19 protein-coding genes are annotated in these 21,494 nt (G+C 64.7%); 10 read left to right on the plus strand and 9 right to left on the minus strand.

The annotated features are described in order from the left end of the window. Positions 1 to 24: 24 nt before the first annotated feature. Positions 25 to 372 (minus strand): UDP binding domain-containing protein, encoded by a 348-nt coding sequence (locus AC4FS2_RS01030; protein WP_491176145.1) that lies wholly within the window; start codon positions 370 to 372, stop codon positions 25 to 27. A 33-nt stretch (positions 373 to 405) separates the two neighbouring features. On the opposite strand from AC4FS2_RS01030, the gene AC4FS2_RS01035 reads away from it, so the two are divergent. Then, positions 406 to 1,473, plus strand: coding sequence for an acyltransferase family protein (locus tag AC4FS2_RS01035; RefSeq protein ID WP_491176147.1), 1,068 nt, complete (start codon positions 406 to 408; stop codon positions 1,471 to 1,473). Then, complete coding sequence (locus tag AC4FS2_RS01040; RefSeq protein ID WP_491176149.1) at positions 1,470 to 2,936, plus strand: O-antigen polymerase; 1,467 nt, start codon at positions 1,470 to 1,472, stop codon at positions 2,934 to 2,936. The genes AC4FS2_RS01035 and AC4FS2_RS01040 overlap by 4 nt, the downstream gene beginning before the upstream one ends. Positions 2,937 to 3,727: 791 nt before the next feature. On the opposite strand, the gene AC4FS2_RS01045 is transcribed toward AC4FS2_RS01040, so the two are convergent. Both AC4FS2_RS01045 and AC4FS2_RS01050 read right to left on the minus strand, forming a co-directional pair. Then, complete coding sequence (locus tag AC4FS2_RS01045; protein WP_491176151.1) at positions 3,728 to 4,525, minus strand: glycosyltransferase family 2 protein; 798 nt, start codon at positions 4,523 to 4,525, stop codon at positions 3,728 to 3,730. A 98-nt stretch (positions 4,526 to 4,623) separates the two neighbouring features. Next, positions 4,624 to 5,829, minus strand: a complete 1,206-nt coding sequence (locus tag AC4FS2_RS01050) for a polysaccharide pyruvyl transferase family protein (RefSeq protein WP_491177779.1) — start codon at positions 5,827 to 5,829, stop codon at positions 4,624 to 4,626. A 68-nt stretch (positions 5,830 to 5,897) separates the two neighbouring features. Between AC4FS2_RS01050 and AC4FS2_RS01055 the strand changes: the two genes are divergently transcribed. From AC4FS2_RS01055 to AC4FS2_RS01075, 5 genes are all read left to right on the plus strand, one after another. Then, entirely contained in the window at positions 5,898 to 7,364 is a 1,467-nt protein-coding gene (locus AC4FS2_RS01055; protein WP_491176153.1) for a lipopolysaccharide biosynthesis protein, read from the plus strand. Positions 7,365 to 7,430: 66 nt separating this feature from the next. Then, positions 7,431 to 9,272 carry a 2-succinyl-5-enolpyruvyl-6-hydroxy-3-cyclohexene-1-carboxylate synthase gene (menD, locus tag AC4FS2_RS01060; protein WP_491176155.1) on the plus strand — a complete coding sequence of 614 codons (1,842 nt, stop codon included), beginning with the start codon at positions 7,431 to 7,433 and terminating at the stop codon, positions 9,270 to 9,272. Next, entirely contained in the window at positions 9,269 to 10,432 is a 1,164-nt protein-coding gene (locus AC4FS2_RS01065; RefSeq protein ID WP_491176158.1) for an NAD-dependent epimerase/dehydratase family protein, read from the plus strand. Before menD ends, AC4FS2_RS01065 begins: the two co-directional genes overlap by 4 nt. A 58-nt stretch (positions 10,433 to 10,490) precedes the next feature. Next, on the plus strand, positions 10,491 to 11,267 hold the full coding sequence (locus tag AC4FS2_RS01070) for a glycosyltransferase (RefSeq protein WP_491176160.1): 777 nt from the start codon (positions 10,491 to 10,493) through the stop codon (positions 11,265 to 11,267). Further along, positions 11,252 to 12,328 carry a glycosyltransferase gene (locus tag AC4FS2_RS01075; RefSeq protein WP_491176162.1) on the plus strand — a complete coding sequence of 359 codons (1,077 nt, stop codon included), beginning with the start codon at positions 11,252 to 11,254 and terminating at the stop codon, positions 12,326 to 12,328. The genes AC4FS2_RS01070 and AC4FS2_RS01075 overlap by 16 nt, the downstream gene beginning before the upstream one ends. 58 nt (positions 12,329 to 12,386) lie before the next feature. Here the strand turns inward: AC4FS2_RS01075 and AC4FS2_RS01080 are convergent, their stop codons facing one another. From AC4FS2_RS01080 to AC4FS2_RS01095, 4 genes are all read right to left on the minus strand, one after another. Further along, positions 12,387 to 13,970 (minus strand): sugar transferase, encoded by a 1,584-nt coding sequence (locus tag AC4FS2_RS01080; protein WP_491176164.1) that lies wholly within the window; start codon positions 13,968 to 13,970, stop codon positions 12,387 to 12,389. A gap of 298 nt (positions 13,971 to 14,268) precedes the next feature. Next, the gene (locus AC4FS2_RS01085) at positions 14,269 to 15,186 is read right to left on the minus strand and encodes a hypothetical protein (RefSeq protein ID WP_491176166.1); all 918 of its coding nucleotides are present in this window, start codon (positions 15,184 to 15,186) and stop codon (positions 14,269 to 14,271) included. 12 nt (positions 15,187 to 15,198) lie between these two features. Further along, a complete protein-coding gene (locus AC4FS2_RS01090) occupies positions 15,199 to 16,674 on the minus strand; it encodes a tyrosine-protein kinase domain-containing protein (protein ID WP_491176168.1) in 1,476 nt (491 codons plus the stop codon). 86 nt (positions 16,675 to 16,760) lie between these two features. Then, positions 16,761 to 17,414, minus strand: a complete 654-nt coding sequence (locus AC4FS2_RS01095; protein WP_491176171.1) for an arsenate reductase/protein-tyrosine-phosphatase family protein — start codon at positions 17,412 to 17,414, stop codon at positions 16,761 to 16,763. Between the two features lie 204 nt (positions 17,415 to 17,618). Between AC4FS2_RS01095 and AC4FS2_RS01100 the strand changes: the two genes are divergently transcribed. Together AC4FS2_RS01100 and AC4FS2_RS01105 are read left to right on the plus strand one after the other, a co-directional pair. Next, positions 17,619 to 17,873, plus strand: a complete 255-nt coding sequence (locus AC4FS2_RS01100; RefSeq protein ID WP_491176174.1) for a hypothetical protein — start codon at positions 17,619 to 17,621, stop codon at positions 17,871 to 17,873. A gap of 76 nt (positions 17,874 to 17,949) precedes the next feature. After that, positions 17,950 to 18,804, plus strand: coding sequence for a CPBP family intramembrane glutamic endopeptidase (locus tag AC4FS2_RS01105; protein ID WP_491176176.1), 855 nt, complete (start codon positions 17,950 to 17,952; stop codon positions 18,802 to 18,804). Between the two features lie 187 nt (positions 18,805 to 18,991). Here AC4FS2_RS01105 and AC4FS2_RS01110 read toward each other — a convergent pair whose 3' ends face one another. Together AC4FS2_RS01110 and AC4FS2_RS01115 are read right to left on the minus strand one after the other, a co-directional pair. Continuing rightward, complete coding sequence (locus AC4FS2_RS01110) at positions 18,992 to 19,426, minus strand: VanZ family protein (RefSeq protein ID WP_491176178.1); 435 nt, start codon at positions 19,424 to 19,426, stop codon at positions 18,992 to 18,994. A 159-nt stretch (positions 19,427 to 19,585) separates the two neighbouring features. Continuing rightward, the gene (locus AC4FS2_RS01115) at positions 19,586 to 20,593 is read right to left on the minus strand and encodes a PAS domain-containing sensor histidine kinase (RefSeq protein WP_491177781.1); all 1,008 of its coding nucleotides are present in this window, start codon (positions 20,591 to 20,593) and stop codon (positions 19,586 to 19,588) included. A 435-nt stretch (positions 20,594 to 21,028) separates the two neighbouring features. On the opposite strand from AC4FS2_RS01115, the gene rplM reads away from it, so the two are divergent. Continuing rightward, entirely contained in the window at positions 21,029 to 21,475 is a 447-nt protein-coding gene (gene rplM / locus AC4FS2_RS01120) for a 50S ribosomal protein L13 (RefSeq protein WP_491154258.1), read from the plus strand. The last annotated feature ends 19 nt before the right edge of the window (positions 21,476 to 21,494 follow it).

Below are 21,494 nucleotides of genomic sequence, written 5' to 3' on the forward strand. Positions count from 1 at the left end.
CCGTAGGGACGGGCAGCGAGTCGTTCAGGGACGTCCCATGCCGTAGTACTCCCAGCCGGCAGCTCGCCACGCACCCGCGTCGAGGCAGTTGCGGCCGTCGACGAGCACCTTCCCGTTGACGAGTGACCCGGCATGTTCGGGCGACAGCTCCCGGCGGTACTCATCCCACTCGGTGACGACGATGACGGCATCTGCACCGCGCAGTGCCTCGTCGCGGTCTTCGACGTAGTTGAGTTGCGGGTGGATGCGGCGGGCATTCTCGATCGCCGCAGGATCGGTGATCGTTACCCAGGCCCCGAGCCCGTGGAGGCGCACGGCGACGTCGAGGGCGGGGGAGTCGCGGATATCGTCGGTAGGAGCGCCTCGCGTCATTGGCCGGAAACAGCAGACAGCTATTGTGCGAGGGTGAACACCCTGGCGACGCTCTACGAGCGAGGACGGCCCAACAGCCTCAACTTCCTGCGTCTGATTCTGGCAGCGCTCGTCATCTTCGGTCACACCTACCCTGTAACCGGGCGCGAGGCGCCGGGGGAGATTGAGACAATCCTCGGCACGCTACCCGTGAACGGGTTCTTCGCCATCTCCGGATTCCTCATCTACCGGAGCTGGGTTGCACGTCCGGTCGTGTGGGACTACCTCGTCGCGCGCATTGTCCGTATTTATCCGGCTTTCTGGGCGTGCCTCCTGGCGGTGGCCATGGTCTTCGCTCCGATCGCGGTCGTTATCCAGGGCGGTAACGCCTTCCAGCAGGCATTCTCCGGGGAGTCCCTCGCTTACGTGCTGAAGAACGCAGCCCTACCCATGCTGCAGTGGCGGATCGGGGACACGCCCTCAGACGTGCCATGGACTGAGTCGTGGAACGCCTCCCTGTGGACGCTCGCCTGGGAGTTCCTCTGCTACCTCGGGCTCCTGCTGCTCGGCGTCCTCGGGATGCGGAAGCGAGTCTGGCTGCTGCCTGCCGCATTCGGGGTCGCGACGGCCGCCTACGTCGCGACCCGCTTCCCCGGGCTCGAGTTCGAGGCCGTCGCCCGTCTTGGACGATTCGCCATGTTTTTCCTAGCTGGCGCCCTGGTCGCCCAATACGCGAACCGCATCCGCGCATCGTGGACCTTGGCCATCGTCGGTATTGCCGCATCGATCGCTGCCGTGTGGGTTCCGGCTGGGTTCGTGTTGCAGGCTCCAGCCATCGCAGTCGGGCTGATTACGCTCGGAGTGCTGTTCCGTCCGGAGTGGGCCAAGCTTCCCGACGATATCTCGTATGGGGTCTATATCTATGGCTTCCCTGTCCAGCAGATGCTCGCCGTTGTCGGTCTGACGTGGCTCGACCCGGGACTGTTCTCGCTCGCAGCCGTAGCGCTGACGGTGCCGCTCGCTGCCGCAAGCTGGTTCGGCGTCGAGAAGCCTGCGCTGAGGCTCCGTAAGGTGGTGGGGTATCGCCCTTGGTTCAGGCGTCCTCTCCGGGAGTCTCGTTGACGAAACGCACATCCCTCGCGGCACCCGCGGCAATCCTCATGGGCGGTCTCCGGATCAACCCGTGGCTCCTGCCTCTTGTTCTTATCGCGCTGGCCGTCGTGCTCTACCTGACAGCCGAGATTGGCGACATCGCGGCCCTTCTTCTTGCGGGGATCAGCGCGTTGGTTGCTCTCGTCGGCGCACTTCAGAGCGTGGTTCAGGGGCTCCGTCCCGTGTCTGCCTGTCTGTACATCTTCTGGTTTGCGTGGATGGGCGTCGGCCCGATCGTACAGCTGACCCTTGGCCAGGTCGCCTGGGGCGATACGACCGTCCTCATTCCGTCCGAACGGCTCTACACGGCGCTCCTTATAACCGCCCTCGCGATCATCGCGTTTTGGCTCGGCGACCGCGCCGCACGAGCCCGTCCTAGCCGATCTACTCGAGTCGGTGGGCACGCATCGATCCGGAGGCTAGCTTTGCCAGCCCTCGTTGGGACGTTCGCGCTCGTCGCCCCCGTCGTTATAGCCGTGGTTGGGATACAGACCTATTTCATCAGCCGCGGAGAGTTCGGTGGGGCACTCCGCGAGACTGGCAACTCGTACGCAGACGCTGGTGGGCCGGTGTTCGCCTTCTTCAATCTCTTGCCCGGCGCGCTCGCGGTCACCATCACTCTCCTCAGCGCACATCGGCTCGTCGCGGACTGGCGTGGAACGTTCTATATCCGCTTCACCTACCTGTTTACGTTCCTCGTCGGCGTGGGCGGCATCGCGATCTTCACGAACCCCGTTTCACAGTCCCGTTTCATCGCTCTCACAGCAATCGGATCAGTGCTGATCACCCTGGTCCAACCCCGATCTCCCCGCGCTGGCATTGTGTTTCTCACCGCTGGCCTCTTCGGGTCTCTGCTCATTTACCCGCTACTGAATGTGTTCCGGTACACCCAGCGAACCGCTCGCGATGTCACCGCGCTCACCTTCACCTCCCCTGACTTCGACGGCTTCCAGCAGGTCGTGAACACAATCTCCTTTGTCCAAAGACATGGCTACAGCTGGGGAAACGAGGTCATTTCCGCCCTACTGTTCTTTATCCCCCGGTCCGTGTGGCCGGGCAAGGCGGAGTCGGCAGGGCAAGTAATCGCGATCGATACCGGGTACGTCTTCACCAACCTTTCTCTACCGATCCACGCCGAGTTCTACCTGCAATTCGGCGTCGTTGGCGTGGGCGCGGGAATGTTCGCCCTCGGGTACTTTGCATCCCGCGTCGATCACGCGTGGCTGCACAATCCCACGTCGAAGCTCGCGATCATCGCGCCTTACCTCGCGATGGTCATGTTCGGCGTGCTCCGCGGCCCTCTCGGCGCGCAAGCGCCCATCTACCTGCCGGTTTTGTTGCTTCTCGCTTTCAGCATCCGGTCCGGGCGGCTCGATTCAGTTCCCGACCTGCCGGAGCGACGAGGAAGCCCGCTTTTGGCCAGCCCGCGGTGAGGCCCAGTAGTTGGAGCGAACTTGCTTAGGTTGCGTTCCGACGAGGCCCTCGATGCCCCAAGCCGGATGCTGCTCTCACTCGGATCCAACGTCGTCGGACCGGGCGATTGATCATCGACGAGGGATCGCCGATCGTGCACGCCGCCATCTGCTTTCACGTCCTGAACGACCGTGAAGCGACGGCGATCGTTGCGCGGCGACGGGCGTAGCCGGGAGAAAGCGCATGTCGTCGCGGCCGCTCCGATCGCCCAACGAGACCGGGTACGGCGGAGGAAAGGAGTACTCCGGTGAGATCACTCCTAGCAGCAGCCGGCCTGGGAGAACTCGGCCTCCACTAACAGCGGGGCGACTTAGCTCGGCATTCGGACGAGGAAGACCGCCCCCCACCGGGCGCAGACGAACCGGAACATAGGAAGGTTTCACCACACCCGCGCCGCGGGTGGGGCATCGGGCTGGCACGGCAGTTCCGAGGCCGCCCGCCGTAACGCAGTCCCACCTGGCTGCATCCGTAAAATCACGACGGGCTCGAACGCCATCGCTAAAGTCGCACCGATCACCCGGCTAACCAGCCTTCCAGGGCAGTACGACTAGACGGACGGCGGGCTTGTGAATGTCCCGTCGAGGGCTCTGGCGTCCCCGCCCGGCCACCCCGGGTCCGACTGGATGGTCGCCGTCTCAGCGCCGCCGGTCCGCGGATGGTCGTGTGGTCTCGGCACTGAGCACGTCGTGGTCGGGCATCGTGTTTCCAGACAGTGCAGGAAGACGCCTTTTCGTGCCGTCGCCACCGTTGCTCACTGCAGGTCGACGATGCGCTCGGGCGTGGCATGTCCACGCCTCCGCAAAGCGTCCCAGGCTGCGAGTGCATTTCCGCGCAGGCGAGTGCGACGGAAGTCCCGGCGTCGTCCCGGGAGGATTGACATCACCAGATTCTTGGAAAGAGGCCGCCCGATCTGTTCGAGGGTTAGCCAGAGAGGGAAGGATCCCTTCTCATGCAGCCAAAGTGGATTAGCGACTTGTGAGTAGCCGAGCCGCAGGTGCGCTCGGCGTCCCCCCGACTCCGAGCCGCGGTGTACGGCGAGGGCGGCGTCGAGCTTTGCGATGTTCCCCACCCGCATGAGGCGACGCGCGAGGTCGTGGTCCTCCAGCCAGGAATATAGCGGGAGTCGTTCGTCGAACGGGTACTCCCTACCGAGCGGCCACCGAACCGCGGCATTGCAGCCGTAGAGTTCGCGATGCGCGACGCCATGGGTCACAGAGCTACCCGGGACAACACGCCAACTGTCGTCGAGCGCGCGGGTTGCATCTTCAAACGGAATTTCTCGCCGCTGCGCCGCGCCGTCAGCCAAGAGCGTGCCCGTGACGGCGACTACGTCGGGATGCGACTGGAGATACTCGCACACGCGCCGGATGTAGTCCGTTCGCGGCAGCGCGTCGTCATCAAAAAAGAACACCGCACCTACATCGTCGGGGATGAGCCGGCAGGCGGCGTTCCGTTGAGCAGATGCCCCGCGAGCGCCCGTGACGACCCGCCAGTTGGAGGGAATGTCCGGAGGGGCGTCCGGGGCATCCGGCACCGAGAGGAAACCCATGATCTCCCCGTCTGAGTAGTCCGAGGATTGGATCGCTGCTATGGCCTGTGCGCACGCATCGCGTCGGCCCACGCTCGCGATGACAACTGCTGCCTGCACTAGAGATTTTCCCTGAGGAAGGCTAGCCCACGCTCACGTTCACGTTTCAGCGAGGCGTTCGTCAGAGACCAGTCGATTAACTCGTCCGGCCGGAGAGACGGTTTGACGCTCGTTATCACTCTGCCGCGCAACCCAAAGAGCTCGAGGAGCGAGTCGAATCGGGATGTACCACGGTGCGCGTTGGGGATGACGTAGAAAGGGGTGTTGAAGATGATGGCGAACACGCATCCATGGAACGAGTCCGTCACAAGCAACTTGGCGTCCCGGATACTGCGTAGCCAGTGCTCGACGGGAAGCTTGCTGTACTGCTCAGGCCGCTCTTTGTACTCCCTCACGCTGGATGGACGCGGACGCGAGATGATCGACAGGCGGGCTTCGACGAGGTCGGCGATGTGGTGTTCGAGTGAATCCGTATCGGCAGTCCTGTCCAGCACATATGAGATTACGTCCCCGTCGGTTCGCGGGAGATCCTCCGATCGTGAACCCGAACCGATTAGTGCGTCATAGTGCGTCCGCTCAAGCAGCATGGTTGGATCCACATGCTGCAGAGCCTCGAGCCCCCACATTCTTTTTGCGCGCTGCACTGCGCCCGCCTCGCGGACCGAGATGGCTTGGAACAGTTGCGCTAAGGCCTTCGTTGACGAGACCAGCGCGGGGGGGTAGTCGGAGTCGTCATCCGTGCCAAAGGACGCAGCGTATGAGAGTCGTGTGGTCGGGGCGTCAGGTTGCAGGAAATCGAAAAGGTACGAGCGCACGTCGGCGTACGACGGTCGCCACACCTGGTCGCTTCCTGCGATGAACGCCTCGTATTTGCTGTAGACGCTGCGGCGAGCCCGTCGAGAGTACCTGTAGACGCGAACCGTACTCATGTGAGACGCCACGAAGCTCGCCAGGTGGGAATTTACGATGGTGTCGACTTCGCGGAGGAATAGCGGCGACTGCCAAACACGGCGCTTCAGGGGCAAGCTTGCTCGCCAAACCGCGCCTTTCAAGGTTGGCGGCGTCGAGACATCCGTGTCTGCTGCTATCCCAATGTCACGCAGTGCTGCCTGCAGAGCGTAGGCCTGGAGGATTCCTCCGTAGTTGCCGTTTTCAGTGGGGAGCGTTCTGATCAGAGCGCTTCGTGGGATGGTGGCTGACCTAATCAGTGATGTCTCCCGGTTCGTGAGGGAATCGCTCTCGCGGCTGCGGTGATCGTAGCGCAGACATGTGTCGAGCGCGTTCCGCTCCTTGAGAGCGCGGCGCGGTCGCGTCGGCCGATAGGATTCCCGACGTGACTTCGAGCGCGCTCAGAAGAGGTGCCCGAGGTGGCGGGACAGTGATTATCGGCCAGCTCGCCAAGCTGCTGATGCAGCTGCTGGGGGTCGTGGCGCTATCCCGGTTGCTTACCCCTTCCGATTTCGGCCTCGTGGCGATGGTGGCGGTGTTTATCGCTCTCGGCGATCTCGTCCGCGACTTCGGAATGCCAACGGCGGCCCTCCAGATGCAGACTTTGAGCCGCCAGCAGGCGTCCAACGTGTTCTGGATCAACACCGCCCTTGGGGCGGGGACGGCTGTTGTGCTCGTCTTGTGCACTCCACTGCTGATCGCCCTATATGACGAGCCGCGGCTCGGCGCGATAGCACCAGTGATGGCTGCCGCTTTGTTTCTGAATGGCGTCCAGGCGCAGCTTCAGGTTCAGCTGGCGAGGTCTATGCGGTTCGTCGCGATTGCCGTCACGGAGGTCGCATCACAGGCAATCGGTCTCGGGCTGGCGGTCTTCGCCGCCTTGGTGGGAATCGGCTATTGGTCGCTGGTCGTCCAGGTGGTCGCAACCGCAGGGGCGCTGCTGGTGGGCCGGATACTGGCGACCAGGTGGCTACCAAGTCTTCCGCGACGGGGACACGAGTCGGGGCATCTGCTCCGCTCAGGTGCCCAACTCGGAGTCGCCCAGTTGCTCACTTTTGGTGCCAACAACGCCGACACGCTGGTAATCGGAGCGCAATGGGGTGCGTCCACGCTCGGCTTCTACAACCGCGCGTTTCAGCTATACATCCTGCCCAGAGCAGGTTTGTTGGACCCGCTGACGCAGGTTGTCGTGCCGACGCTGAACGCGGTGGCGGCCGAATCTGATCGGCAAGCAACCAACGTGCTCTTGCGTATTCAGTTTGGGCTGAGCGCTGTGCTCGCGTGGGTGTACTTGATTATGGCCGTGACGGCTGACTGGCTCATCCCGATCGTGCTTGGGGATCAATGGGGTCGGTCTGTGGTCGTGCTGCAGTTTCTCGCCATCGGCGGCTGCTTCGCGGCCTTCGGTAACGTGAGCTACTGGGCCTTCCTGATTGAGCAGCGGAGTCGGCAGCTGCTGTATCTCCATCTCGTTACTAAACCGATTACTGTCCTGCTTGTCGTCGGTGCGGCCCCGTTCGGCATCGACGCGGTCGCACTAGCGTTTTCAGTCAGTCTGGTGATCGCCTGGCCGATTAACCTGATCTGGCTGGCAATTGCAGTAGGGCAAGACTCGTGGGCGTTCTTTCGAGGAGGCCTCCGAGTGATTATCGCCGCGGCAGGCAGCTTCGCCCTGTCGCGATGGATCGTTCTCCAGCTGCCCAGCCTGGACGGCTGGGTACTCGTCTGTGTAGGAGCGCTCGTCAGCTCGATGTTGTACGGGCTGGCGCTGCTTGTAATTCCCGGCGGGTTGCGGGATATGCGCCGGGCTGCGAGCGCTGCCCGAGAGGTGCTTCGCAGGGGTCCTCGCTAGCCCGCGCTCGGTCCCGCGGTTTACATGAACGCAACAGTGAACTCGCCTCAGACCGCTACACTCACCGTGAACCCCATCGAGACGGTCCGGTCTTCATCAATGGGGGAGCCGTGGTCGAAGACGCCCCTGCGGACGACCCCCGGACCCACGATGGAGCCGCCGCTATTCTGGTCCGTGAGGGTTGAGATGTACTCGTCCAAGAAAAACGTTCAGATCCTTGTTGCTCTGCTCAAAGAGCACAACGTCCGCCACGCGGTTATCTCCCCCGGCAGCCGCAACATGCCGCTTGTAGTGAGTTTGGAGAACGACCCATTCTTCACCTGCTATTCGGTCGTTGACGAGCGAAGTGCCGCCTACTTTGCTATTGGCGTCGCGCTGGCGAACGGGGAACCCGTACTCCTTAGCTGCACTAGCGCACAAGCAACCCGCAACTACATCCCGGGGATGACAGAGGCCTACTATCGCGGCACGCCTCTTGTCGTGGTGACGGCGGACTATAAGCCGAGCCAGATCGGACAGGGAACAATGCAGGCGCTGGAACAGATGTCCATCCCTGTCGACGCTCGAAAAGTATCGGTGAAGCTGCCGTTGGTGAAGGACGCGGACGATGAAGCGTATTGTGCTCGCCTCGTGAATGAAGCTCTCCTGGAACTCGAGCACCATGGTTCTGGCCCCGTGCATATCGACATGCCGATCGAGGAACATTGGGACGGTGGCGTGCCTACGCTCCCTGCCGTCAAACGCATTGATCGGCTCACCGTATCGGAGCCGCTTCCACCGCTCGAAGCCAAGCGGATACTCGTCGCCGTCGGGCAGCATGCGAGATTTACTCACCGGGAGCAGATTGCGCTGGGGTCCTTCGCGGAAAGGGTCGGGGCAGTCGTCTACACCAATCATCTCTCGAACTATCACGGCCCGAACGCGGTAAACGCGACCCTACTGATCGAGAATATGGATGCCAAATCCTTCGCCCAGTATGCGCCTGACCTCGTGATCACCATTGGAGGCCAGATCGGTGACTACGGGTTCGACGGAATGATGCGGCGACTGCGATTTGACCACTGGACGGTGAACTTAGACGGCAAGATAAGGGACACCTATGGACGACTCACTAAGGTCTTCGAGATGTCTGAGGCTGACTTCTTTGAGGCGTTGATGGTGTCGGCTGGGGATGCAGCCCGCGGTTCGGCATACTTCGACCTGTGGCAGAAAGGAAATGCGCGCCGGAAGATCCCTGAGGAGCTGCCCCTCTCGCACGCGTTCGTCGCCGCGGAGCTCGCTCCCAGGATTCCGGCTGGCGCTGTCGTACATTTTGCGATCCTGAGCGCGCTACGCAATTGGAACTTCTTCGGGCTCGATAGCACCGTGGAAGGACATTCAAACGTCGCCGCCTTCGGGATCGACGGGTGTATGTCTACCTTTCTCGGACACGCAGCGGCGACTGAAGCCCCTTCCTACCTCGTCATCGGGGACCTGAGCTTCTTCTATGACATGAACTCGCTTGGGATCCGCGGCGTCAAGAGTAACGCGCGCATTGTTCTCGTAAACAATAACGGCGGTGGCGAGTTCCGTCTTTACTCTCATGCCGCCGACCAGTTTGGGGACAACGCCAATCGTCATATCGCTGCGGCGGGGCACAACGGTCCCGCCCAAGCATGGGTTGAGTCGATGGGTTGGGGGTACATCCCAGTCCGGTCGAAGAGTGACCTCCATGAGAGAATGGACGACTTCATCGACCCCATGAGCTCGAGGCCGATCCTCATGGAGGTATTCACCACCATGCACGATGACTCGGAGGGTGTCCGACTGATCCGGGAGGCGAACACCATAGAGTCCCTGGAACGGCGTATTGCCAAGCGCTTGCCCCCAGAGGTGAAGCGCATGGCAAAGGCGATTCTTGGACGATGAACGATTCGGAGGGAGTCGGCGTTCTCGTTCTCGGTGGGACGGGCATCATCGGTTCGGAGGTATGTCGCGCGGCATCCTCCAAGGGGTTCCGCGTCACGGCCGTAAGTAGGAGCGGCGGTGGACCGTCGGAGCCGGGCGCAAAGATAGTCCATAGAGCGATGGACATTCGCCAGGCCGGCGCTGTTGGCGCGGCACTTGACGCGGGCGACTATGAGATCGTCGTGGATCTCCTGTCGTTTACGCCGGACGATCTGTCGCGGACGTTGGAACAGTTGGAAGGGCGGTGCCGTCAGTACGTCTTCATCTCTTCGGCCACGGTTTACGGCGCTGCCGGGGCCGATGCGCTGACCGAGGTCGCCGACCAGGTCGATGGCCGGTGGAGCTACGCAACGATGAAGTCCGAGTGTGAGCGGCGATTGGTTGAGTGGTCTTTGACGTCTGAGGTGGCATACACAATCGTCCGGCCGTACATCACTTACGGAACGCAGCGCCTTTCGTTTGGCTTGTGGGAGGCCGGGGACGTGCTGAATCGGCTGACGGAGGGGCGGCCGGTCGTGATCGGGCGCGAACTTGAAGAAACGCCCACGTCCCTCACACATGCAAGGGACCTGGCTTCGGGGATCGTCGGCTTGTTTGAGAATCCTCTGGCACTCAATGAGGACTTTCATATTTGTTCCGATCAGACGGTCACGTGGAGACAGGTCTATGAGATTGCCGCCAATGCCGTGCATGGACGCCTTGAGGTTGCTGACGCGTCCCTCTCCCAGGTCCTTCTTGAGTTCCCGGAACTGGAGGGCAAAGCGTCCGACCGGAGGTGGGCGCGAGTGTTCGACAACAGCAAGCTTTACCGGGCGGTTCCCGATTTTCGCTTCGAGCACTCGGTTGAGAGCGGATACCGGGAGGTACTGCGGGAGGCGCTCGCAAAGTCCCCTCTTCACACGGACTTTGTGATGGAAGGTCGTTTTGACCGCCTGACACGTGAGCTCTCCAAACCAGTGGGCGGGAGCTCATTCGGTGCTGCTGCCGCGAGAGCGTTCCGCGATTCGCCCACCTCACTGCTGCGCTACTTCGCTGGTCGGAACCGGCTTCTGTTCTCCGTCAAGAAGACGCTTGGGAAGCTGCACCGTCGGTACAGAAACAGGCAGTACGGGATGGTGTGATGCGCTGCATCCACCCGTACTCGAAACGATCAGGAGAGTAGCCTTGCCGCGATGGACCTTGATTACGGTCACCTATAACAGCGAGGAGGATTTGCGGCACTTCTGGTCGGGCTCCGCGCTCCCCTCTGGGGTTGAGTGGGTGGTTGTCGACAACGCTTCCGCGGACGGTTCCGCGGAGGTCGCGCGGGAACTCGGCGCGCGCGTCATAAAGCTGGCGAAAAACCTGGGATTCGGTGCCGCAAACAATGTCGGTTTCCGGCAGAGCGATAGCCAGTACGTGGGATTCGTCAATCCAGACGTACGGGTAGCCGTCGATTCTCTTGGCGCATTAGAGGGTGTTATCGAGCGCACGCGTGGCATCGTTGGACCGCAACTAGTTGATCCGGACGGCACTCCCCAGCCGAATGGGCGCGGTTATCCCTTCCTCCTAGAGAAGGTGCGTAACCGCCTCAACGGCACTGCTGAGCGTTCGACATACCGAATCTTCGCCGCCGATGGCGCCGAGACGCCCGTGGTGTGGCTCATGGGTGCGGCCGTCCTTGGTCGGCGAGACACTCTCCGGCGACTCGGGCCCTGGGATGACCACTTTTTCGTCTACTACGAGGACAGCGATCTGGGGCTGCGAGCGGCCGCTGCTGGCATTCCCGTCACTTTGACGGGAAGTACGCGGTGGGTCCACGGCTGGGCGCGTGAGACCTCTTCACTGAAACTCTCCGCTTGGAAACGAGAGATCCCGTCTCTGTTCAAGTTCTACTTACGGTACCCCCGGTTGCTATCGCCCCGGCCCACGGCTACCGGGCGTGCACTCGCGCTCGCTGGATGGCCGCGGCGATGAAAATCGTATTCGACATCCTGGGCTCGACCGAGAGGTCGGGCGGCATGCGTCTCCACAGCTCGGAGATTTTGCGGGCTTGGCTCGACGAGTTCCCGGGCGACCGTTTGATAGTGCTGGGGGGGAGATGGGCAGAGGCAGAGTTCGAGCCGCTCGGTGCGAAGGTTATCGTCTGGCCGAACGAGAACGTCGTCGGGCGGGCCGTAGGCCAGGTGTTCGCGGGAGCCTTGATCCGAGTGATCACCCACTCGCACTACCTTGTCTCACTTAGCCCGATCGTTTCTCCGTTCGCGCGCCGCACGCGTGCGATCTGTTTTCAGCACGACTGGCGCCATAAGAAGAACGAGCACGAGTTTCCCAAGCACCAGCGGTTGTACAGAAGGCTGTGGGAGGTTTCCGCAGGGCGGGCGCTGGTTAACGTGTGCATCTCGTCGAAGGCGGCGGCAGAAACCCGCGAGTACGTGCCTGACGCAAAGACCGTGGTGATCGAGAATGGCCGTGATCATGCACGCCGCTGGCCCCCAGTGACACGGGATGATGCTGTCCGGCAAATCGTCACCTTTGGTCACCACAATAACAAGCGCCCTGAATTGCTTATCAGAGCGCTGGCGGAGGCGCGCGATCGCCTTCCCGCCGACGTGCGCCTGACGATCCTCGGGGCACGTGGAGCCTACGCCGAGGAGCTTCGGGAGCTGTCGGCTGCGATGGGACTCTCCACCCGCGTCGACCTCCCAGGTTTCGTGGATGAGGCCGCTTATCAGCGGATCGTGGCGTCAGCGTCTGTCATCGCGATGGCCTCCTCAGACGAAGGCTTCGGTCTCCCTATCGCGGAAGCGCAGTATTTTGGCATACCCGCGATCGTCACGACTGACAGCGGTATGGGCGAGATATTTGGCGACTATGCGGAGGTTGTAGCGCCAACCGCCCGTGGACTCGCCGACGCACTCGTCGGCGCCCTCGCTCGAGGGCGGGTGGACCGCCACTCGCGCTTGTTCACGTGGAGTCAGAACGCGGTTACGTTACGGGGCTATCTCGAGCGGGAGTCGGCACGGCGAACGCAGTGAGGTGGGTGACACCGGTCAGAATTCAGTCGGCGCGCTCTCGAACCCGCCCCCGACGCAGTTAGTGAGCCGTGGCGCCCGGGAACGCGACTGCCTTGACGGTCTTCGCAAGGATCGCGAGGTCACCAAGGAGGGACCAGTTCTCTACGTAGTAGAGGTCAAGCCGAATCGTTTGGTCCCAATCGAGACTACTTCGGCCACTGACCTGCCAAAGGCCCGTAATGCCCGGCCGCGCCAGGAGACGGCGTCGCGCGGCATCGGAGTACAGGGCGACCTCGGCGGCGATCTGCGGGCGGGGGCCGACGAGGCTCATCGAACCACCGACAACGTTGAACAGTTGAGGGAGCTCATCGAGACTGTACTTCCGGATGAAGCGTCCCAGCGGAGTGATGCGCGGGTCGTTCCTGATCTTGAATAACGGCGTCTCGGTCGTCCCCTGGGCTGCGAGCAGCGCCGGCAACTCATGGTCAGCGCCCACTCGCATCGACCGAAACTTGACCATATTGAACGGCTGCCCTTTCCACCCGATGCGCTCCTGTCTGAAGAATACGGGGCCCCGGCTGGTCAGCTTGATCGCCATCAGCAGAATGCCCAGTAGAGGCGCAAGCAGAAGGATGAGGCTCGCAGCCACGATCAGGTCGAAGCTCCTTTTCACAAATCGTTGGCCGAGGGTGAATCGGGGCGTTTCGACGTGGATCAGAGGAAGCCCCGATACGGGACGCGTGTGCAGACGGGGGCCCGCCACATCCATGATGCTCGGAGCGAGCACGAGGTGCTGCAATCCGGGCCGGAGGGACCAAGATATCTCCTTCACCTTGTCGGGCGGGAGTTCGTCGGTGCTCGTCACGGCTACCGTGTCGGCCGCCGCGGCGGCCATAGCGCGGGGTACGGCGTCCACGCTCCCCATCACGGGTACAGTCGTCCCTGCGATGGTCTCGGCCATTTTCCCTGAAGGGACACACGCGCCAACGACGTGATATCCAGCTGCAGGGTTCCGCGCCAGCTCTTGAGCGATCTGGGCCACGGACTCAAGAGACCCCACGAGCAGGACTCTCGCCGAGTAGTGGCCCTTCTGACGATTCATGATGAGCCATTGCCGCCAGACCCAGCGGCCAAGAACGAGGGTTACTATGCCGAGAGGCAGGCTGATAAGCAAATAGCCGCGCGCAACGTCGATCTGCGTGAGGAAGGCGGCGATGGCGATTAGCCCGAAGAGGCGGACACTTGACCCCGCTACACGCACATACTCTTGCGAGCCGGTTCCGGTCACGCGGTCGCTGCGGGAATCATTGAACGACAGCGCCCACATCCAAGCGACGATGAGGAACGCTGAGAAGGCCCAATAGGTGAGAGGCGTGATCCTGGCGTCGTGGGACATTGCAACTTCGACACTCCCGGTCCCGAACCATGCGATCTGGGCGCCATAGACGACCCAGATCAGGACCACAAGGTCTGTAAGGAAGAGCCGCCGGGCGTATGCACGTCGCCACCCCTGCGTCTCCCGAGCCGTCTTCGCCACGCTACTTGAGAGGGCGGGAGCGGTCGTGGACGGCCCCGTATCGGTCATCTCAGCGCCGACTTTGATGGGCTGTTCCTCGGTACTCTGCGACGTCGATGTCGCGTCGACCCGTAGGTTCGACGTCACAGTGGCTGTTCCTTCCGTCGTAGGGCACCTCGGCGGACACGTTCTCAGATGCGCAACGCTAACACCACCGTGTAACGCGCGCATGACTTTATGGGGGACATCCTGGGGACAACGACGCTGAGCGGAAGGGCCGTTGGTCGCGCTTTGCTTGCTCAGCGACCGGGGGCGTCCGGGGTGGCGCTTCGTCTCGCTTCGCTCGCTCAGCGGCCGGTGCAGGCGCTCGCTCGACGGCCGGCGTGTGCGCTCGCTCAGCGGCCGGGGTGTGCGCTCGCTCAGCGGCCGGCGCGGGACCGGGTTCTCACGGGAGGCGGTGGAGCGCGTCGCCGGACCAGATGAGGGCACCCCGGTCGGTCGCGGCCACGGCCAACGGTGCCGCAGGGTCGACCGCGGCGCAGCCGAGCGGAGCCGACTGGGCGAAGTCGTTGCCCGTCAGAGATGTGACCTCCAGACCCTCGCAAGCAGGCGAGCGGGCGGCCACCACGATGCGGCTGCCGGCAACGCCGAGGGCAACAGCATCCGTCGCCGGCAGCGGGATCCATTGGCCGTTTCCGCCGAGCGCGTGGGGGGTGCCATCGCACACCAGGGCCACCGTCGACCCGGCGCTTCGGAAGCTCCGCGGATCGGCGCATGGCGCGGCAACCGGGCCTTGACGAGTGATCAGAGTCGCGGGGGCGGCGGGGTCGAGGTATCGCGACGAAGCGAGCAACTCGGGATACGGCTCCCAGAACTCGCCCTGCGTGAAGGTGCGGAGCACTTGCGTCTCACAGCCGTCGCCCATTCGCGCGAGCGCTTCCGCCTCCGTGCCCGCGAAGGCATCGAGGGAGACCAGCTGACCAATGCCGCGGTACAGCGGCGTTACGTCTTCCCAGGTTTCCCCGCCGTCGGCGGAACGCTCTAGTAGTGGCGCTGTCTCCCCGCATTCACCGGCGACGCCGCGCCACATCCCACCGGAACCCACGGAGAGGAAGCGCTCTTCGGCACGCGGGTACGAGGACACGGGTCCTGGCGTCGGCGAAGGGGTGGTGTCCGGGGTGGGGGTCGCAGATGCTCCGAAAGAGAAGGACGGTGCCGGGGTGCTCCCGGCGCCCGCGTGCTCAGGCTGGACTCGATTGACCGCGAGGACCGCCAGGACGACCGTGCCAATGGCGAGCGCAGCGATGAGCACCCCGGCGAGCCATCGCGCAGAGGTGCTGACACCGGGCGGCCGTCGGGCCATCACGCTCCTGGGTCAGGGCAGAAGATTGGGTGCGGTGGTCGGGTTCGGGGTCGCGGGGCCGGCGGAGCGGCGGCTGCGTCGGGCCTTGTCGGCCTTGGTGTTCGGCTTCTCGGCCGGCTGCGCGGCGTAAGTGCCGTATCCGCCGTAGCCATATCCATATCCATATCCGTAGGCGTCGGGGCCTCGGGTCGGCACCATCGAGAGAACAACGCCGGCGACCTTCGCGCCGACGGTCTCGAGTGCGTCGAAAGCTCCACCGAGCTGGCTCGTCGTTGTGCGGCCAGCCGCCACGATGACAATGGCACCGGCCGTCGCCCGTGCGAGGATCGCCGCATCCGTCACCGGTAGCAGCGGGGGAGCGTCGCACAGGACGACGTCGAACTCCTTTGACAGTGCCTCGAGAAGCTGGCCCATCTGCTTCGACCCGAGCAGTTCGCTCGGGTTCGGCGGTATCTTTCCCGCCGGCAGCACGTACAGCGGGCGCTTGCCCCAGGGGAACATGACGTCGGCGACGCGCGCGCGGCCGATGAGGACGTCGGTGAGACCGGCGCCGCCCTCGATGCCGAGGTAGTCGGCCACCTTGGGCTTACGCAGGTCGCAGTCGAGGAGCGCGACCCGCTTGCCCGCGTCGGCGAGAGCGAGCGCGAGATTGAGCGTGGTGGTCGACTTGCCCTCGCTCGGCAGGCTCGAGGTGATGACGAAGCTGTGTCCGCCGTCCATCTCGAGGAACTGCAGGTTCGTGCGCAGTGCGCGGAAAGCCTCGGAGCGGGTGTTGTGCGGATCGGCGTCGAGGATGAGGGGCCGCTCCCTCGCCTTCGGATCGAAGGGGATCGCACCGATGAGGGGCCGGTCGGTGACGGTCTCGATGTCGCGGGCGTTGCGCACGCGGTTGTCGAGCACGCCGCGAAGGACGGCGATGCCGAGCCCCGCGGCAAGTCCGACGAGCCCGCCCAGGGCGAGGTTCAACGGCACATTCGGGCTGACGGGCCTGAGTGGAGGCAACGCGTCCTTTACCCGGCTCAGTTGCACGGGGCTCGTGGGCTGGCCTTCACGCGTCTCGATCGTCTCGACGGCGGCGGTAAGGCTGGCGGCGATCGCGTTGGCGAGATCGGCGGCCATCACCGGGTCGGCGTCTTCGACGGAGATGTCGATGAGGAAGGAGTTCAGCGGGGTCGACGATGTCACCTGCTCGGCGAGGGCGTCGGCGGTGCCTTCAAGACCGAGTTCGGCGATGACAGGATTCAGGACGAGCGGGCTCTCGGCGAGTTGCACGTAGGTGCTCACACGTTGAAGGGCGAAGCTGCCACCCTGCTGCAGCTCGGCAACGCTGCCGCCTGCCTCCGTCGAGACGAAGACCCGGCTGGACGCCTCATACATAGGAGTACGAGTGAGGGAGTACCCGGCGGCGACCGCAATACCGAGGAGCGTCGTGGCGACGATCACAAGCCAGTTCTTGCGGAGGATGCGGATGTAGTCGCTGAGCTCCATGACGCCTCTCGGGGGGTGGGGCTGTACGCGATCATCCTGCCATACAACATGTTTCCGACCTGTGTCGGATGGGTCGCGTGCTTGACTCACGAAAGGGCGGCGCCCACGACGCGGACCACCTCGAGAACTCCCGGAAGGAGCTGCGCGGTTGAGCGCTGGTATGTCTCCCACGAGCGCCGGTACGGGTCGATGACGTCATCATCCGCCGGGTCGGTGAGCGGCTCGAGATCGCCGCGGCGCGCGTTCAGCATTTCGACCGCGGCACGGACACGAGCGTGGGGGTCGGTGCCGGCCGCATCCGCTGCCGCGCGGATGTCGGCGTCGGGTACTCCGTGTGCGAGGCGCTCGAACTCCCGCACGGTGAACGTGGAGCGCACGCGCGCGGGCGAAAGCTCGGCGATGTCGCGGCGGTGCTCGCGCGACATCGCGAGCACCAGGTCGGGCGTCTTCAGCTCCCGCTCGCTGAGCCAGCGGGCGCGGTGGGCGGCGCTGTCATCGGTCGGCACGCCGAGGGATGCGGCCATCTGCGCCGCCTCGGGCGTCATGGGATGGTCGACGAGACCCTTCGTCCCGGCGCTGGAGACGCGGATGTCGAGCGGGGACAGCCGCGAGCGGAGGAGCTGCTCTGCGAGCGGCGAGCGGCAGATGTTGCCGGTGCAGACGGTGAGGATCTCGATCGTCGGTGACGCGGACTCGTCTTCCCGGGGAGCGAACATGCCGCTCAGGTCGAGGTCGAGCATCGTGCCCTTCGGAGCGGTTGGGGTCGGATCGGGTGGTGTCGGTGGTGCGTGGGGCGCTTCGTCTCGCTTCGCTCGCTCAGCGGCCGGGAAGGTCGCTCGCTCGCTCAGCGGCCGGGGACGCCGGGGGCGCCGGGTGTGAGTGTATCGAGGCCGGCTGGCGCGCGGTCGCTGGGCGGCAGCATCCCGTTGTCGTGAACACCGGAGGTGGGTGCGGCCCTCGCGGCAACGACCGGCCACTTGGCGATCGTGCTGCGCGGCGCGGGTGTGGATGCGGCGCCCGCCTTCCCCGAGGGGATCGTCGAGCTTCCGGGGTCCGACAGTGATGCCGATCTCCTGCGCCGGCGCACCGGGCTGCACGACGGGGGAGTGGTCGTGGTTCGACCGGATAGGTACGTCGGCTTCATCGGGAGCGGCGTCATGGAAGGGCTCAGCGCCTACGAGCGACTCCTCGAGAGGTGACGCGTCGCGACGACCGCGGGCCGGGGCGGATGCGCCGCTCCCGGCTCGGCGCGGGAGCCCGGTAACGTGGGCGTCGATGACCGAGCCGACCGACGCCGCGCGCCGCGACCTCCTCTTGCCCGAGGCTGAGTTCGAGTCGGCGGATTCGGGTGACGGCGGGCAATCGCCGCGGTCGGGACGCCGCCGTTCACCACGACGGCGCCGCACGTGGATCGAAGGCGGCACCTCGGTGCAGCGCTGGGGCTGGGAAATGCTCGGGTGGGCCGTGCTCGCCCTCGGCGCGGGGATGGTCGCCGCCGCAGCGCTCAACGAATTCGTCCCCCAGCCGCTCGGATCGACCCTGTCGCTCCTCGTCCTGTGGGTCGCCTTCGCGGTGCCGGTGATCGTCGCGTTCACCCGGTCGCGCCCTCGGGCCCTGTTGCGCTTCCGCCCGCTGGACCTCCTCTATGGCATCGGCCTCGGCGTCCTACTGCGCCTCGCGCAGGGGTGGATCGAGCTCGCCGCTGGGGGCACGGGCGAATGGCCGTCGTATCCGTCGGCCGGTGGGGCGCTGCCTTCGGGGTGGTTGTTCGAGGAAGTGCTCGGAGCGACGCTGATCGCGCCGGTGTTGGAGGAGTTCTTCTTCCGCGGGCTCGTCCTGGTCGCGGTCTACACCGCCGTCCGTCGCATCGCGGGACGCGGGACGGCCGCGTTCGCCGCCGTGCTCGTGTCGACCGGACTCTTCGTCCTGGCGCACGCGCTGCTGGTGCCCATCCCGTGGGACGACGCCGTCGCGCTGGCCCTGGTCGGAGTGGTCAATAGCCTTCTGGTGCTCTTCACCGCCCGGATCTGGGCGGCCGTGCTCGCGCACGTCGTCTACAACGGCCTCTGGGTCGCACTCGCGACGATCGGCACGGCGCTCGGCGGGTCGTCCGGCGCGACCCTCGGCTGAAACGGAGAACCCCTCCTCCGCGGCAGAGCGGAGGAGGGGTAGAAACCGACCGGTACAGGTGCCGTGCACCGGGTTGCATCGGGTTATCGGCGTCACACTATTCCTGCAAGCGCCTCTTCCGCCACATTTTGCCCGCCGATTAGGGGATTAATTAGGGGAGTCGGCGTTTTCGGTGAGGTGCGGAGGTTCAGCCGGCCTCGGGGTGGGGCGGGATGGTCCGGGTCGCGCGACCGATTCCGAGGGCCAGCACCACGCCGACGGCCGTGCCGAGGGAGTTCGCGAGCAGATCCAAAGCGCTTGCCGTGCGCCCCGGGAGGACCACCTCTTGCACGAGTTCGATCGCCAACGACGCCCCGACGCCGCACGCGAGGGCGATCGGCCACGAGCGGAGGAGCGGGGTCAGCAGAACCCCGAACGGGACGAATAGGGCGACGTTCGCCGTGAACTCGATCCGCCGGTACGTCGCCCACGGGAACACCCGCTCGATCGCCGACAGCAGCGGACCGGCATCGCGGTCGACATGCGTCGGCCAGAAGGCGATGAGCGCGAGGACGACGACGTAGACGAGCAGCGCCGCAACGAGCGCGCGACGCATGCGCGGATCGGTGGGGGGACGGAGCATCCCGCCACGATAGGTGCTCGGGGTTACTGCGGCGTTTCGTCCCGGAGGATTATCGGCCGGTGCGGCTCCGGTTCGAGGGGTGCGTGGCGGGCGCTTCGTCTCGCTGCGCTCGCTCAGCGCCCGGGGGAAGCGCAGCGCTCGCCCGGCGACCGAGAAAGGTCAGGCGGAGGGGAGGTGGACAGAGACCGTGGTGCCGGCGCCGACCGTGGACGCCAGCTCCACCCGGCCGCCGAGGCGCTCCACGATCTCGCGCACGCTCGCCAGGCCGACGCCCGAGCCGCCGTCGGCGGGATCGGACAACCGGCCGCGCTGGAACGGCTCGAAGATCGTCGGCAGGTCCTCGGGGGCGATTCCGCGACCGGAGTCGGAGATGCGGACGACGACCTCGGTGCCCAGGTTCTCGATGACGATCCGGATGATGTCGTCGCTGTACTTCGCGGCGTTGTCGAGCAGGTTCGCGATCGCGCGCCGGAGCATCGACGCGTTCGTGAGCGCTCGCAGACGCCGATCGCTGACGATCTCCAACCGCTGATACGCGTTTCCGGGGAGCACCAGCTCGCCGGCCTCGCGAGCCAGAGACCCGAGCACGACACTGTCGAGCCGGTCTGCGGCCCCACCGCCGATGTGGGAAGTGAGTTGCCCCATCATCTCCACGAGGTGGTCGGTCACCGTCGAGACGCGGTCGATGAGGGCGTGATGTTCGGGCGCGGCCTCCTCGAGCAGGTCGACGTACCCACGGAGGGCGGTGATGGGGGAGAGGTAGTCGTGCGCGAAAGAGCGCAGGAAAGCCTCGCGCTTCTCCTCCTCGCGCTTGTCGGCCGTGAGGTCGCGCGTCATCTTCACGAAACCGGTCAGGGTCGAATCCTCGGCGTGGATGGCTGTCAGCACGACCTTGGCCCAGAACAGAGACCCGTCCGCCCGCACGCGCCAGCCGGAGTCGTCGGCGGAGCCGCTGCGGATGGCGCTCTCCAGCAGCCGCGCGGGAAGGTGGCGCTCTCGATCCTGCGGCCGGTAGAACCGCTCGATCGATGACCCGACGATCTCCGACGCCTTGTAGCCCTTGATGCGCTCGGCGCCCGGGTTCCAGGTGCGCACGCGCCCCGCGGTATCGAGCCGGATGATCGAGATCGACGTGACTTCAGACGCCCAATCGCCCGACTGGCCCACCGCCAACAACGGAGCATGAGGGGTACGCGGCTCGTGGGCTCGCTCGTCGACAGTCCGCTCCGCGGCGGCCACGCGGCGGAACGCAGGGTCGATCGGATGTGCACGGTGAGGTGCGCTACGGCTCATTTCGGTGCCCCCAGAAATGACGCAACCCAAACCCGGACGGATCGCGATGTTGACCTCACACTCTAGCCAACTGTCCCCCATTTGGGGGACAATCCCACAAATTCTCCCGGGTCATCGCCTCTCAGGCAGTTTGTCCGCTGCATCCGGATGCCGTAAGCTGGTCGTTTGGTACACGCCGTCTGCTGGCGTGCCACCGCGAACGTGAGCCCTCCACTGGTGTCTTCGCTCCTCGGCCTTCGGCTCGAGGGAGAAAAGCCCCCGGAGCGGGATTCACGAACACCTCCGTTCGAATCAGAAAGCAGCACTATTGTGACGCGCACTTATACCCCCAAGGCTGGCGAAGCTCAGCGCGACTGGCTCGTGATCGACGCGACCGACGTCGTTCTCGGCCGTCTCGCCTCGCACGCCGCCGTTCTCCTCCGCGGCAAGCACAAGGCCACCTTCGCCAACCACATGGACGCCGGTGACTTCGTCATCATCATCAACGCCGACAAGGTCGCGCTGACGGGCCAGAAGCTCCAGAAGAAGAAGGCGTACCGCCACTCGGGTTACCCGGGCGGCCTCAAGTCGGTCACCTACGAAGAGCTTCTCGCGAAGAACCCTGAGCGCGCCGTCGAGAAGGCCGTCCGCGGCATGCTGCCGAAGAACAGCCTCGGCGCGCAGCAGCTCACCAAGCTCAAGGTCTACCGCGGCGCAGAGCACCCTCACGGTGCGCAGCAGCCCAAGACGTACACCTTCGACCAGGTCGCCCAGTAAAGCGCCGATTAAGGATCAC

Source organism: Microbacterium sp. Z10_103 (assembly GCF_058310455.1).

What these genes read in the sequence shown, in the direction of transcription:
- AC4FS2_RS01030 (WP_491176145.1), bottom strand. Translation starts at nt 372, where the DNA reads ATGACGCGAGGCGCTCCTACCGACGATATCCGCGACTCCCCCGCCCTC.
- AC4FS2_RS01045 (WP_491176151.1), bottom strand. Translation starts at nt 4,525, where the DNA reads ATGGGTTTCCTCTCGGTGCCGGATGCCCCGGACGCCCCTCCGGACATT.
- AC4FS2_RS01065 (WP_491176158.1), top strand. Translation starts at nt 9,269, where the DNA reads ATGAACGATTCGGAGGGAGTCGGCGTTCTCGTTCTCGGTGGGACGGGC.
- AC4FS2_RS01075 (WP_491176162.1), top strand. Translation starts at nt 11,252, where the DNA reads ATGGCCGCGGCGATGAAAATCGTATTCGACATCCTGGGCTCGACCGAG.
- AC4FS2_RS01085 (WP_491176166.1), bottom strand. Translation starts at nt 15,186, where the DNA reads ATGGCCCGACGGCCGCCCGGTGTCAGCACCTCTGCGCGATGGCTCGCC.
- AC4FS2_RS01090 (WP_491176168.1), bottom strand. Translation starts at nt 16,674, where the DNA reads ATGGAGCTCAGCGACTACATCCGCATCCTCCGCAAGAACTGGCTTGTG.
- AC4FS2_RS01095 (WP_491176171.1), bottom strand. Translation starts at nt 17,414, where the DNA reads ATGCTCGACCTCGACCTGAGCGGCATGTTCGCTCCCCGGGAAGACGAG.
- AC4FS2_RS01105 (WP_491176176.1), top strand. Translation starts at nt 17,950, where the DNA reads ATGACCGAGCCGACCGACGCCGCGCGCCGCGACCTCCTCTTGCCCGAG.
- AC4FS2_RS01110 (WP_491176178.1), bottom strand. Translation starts at nt 19,426, where the DNA reads ATGCTCCGTCCCCCCACCGATCCGCGCATGCGTCGCGCGCTCGTTGCG.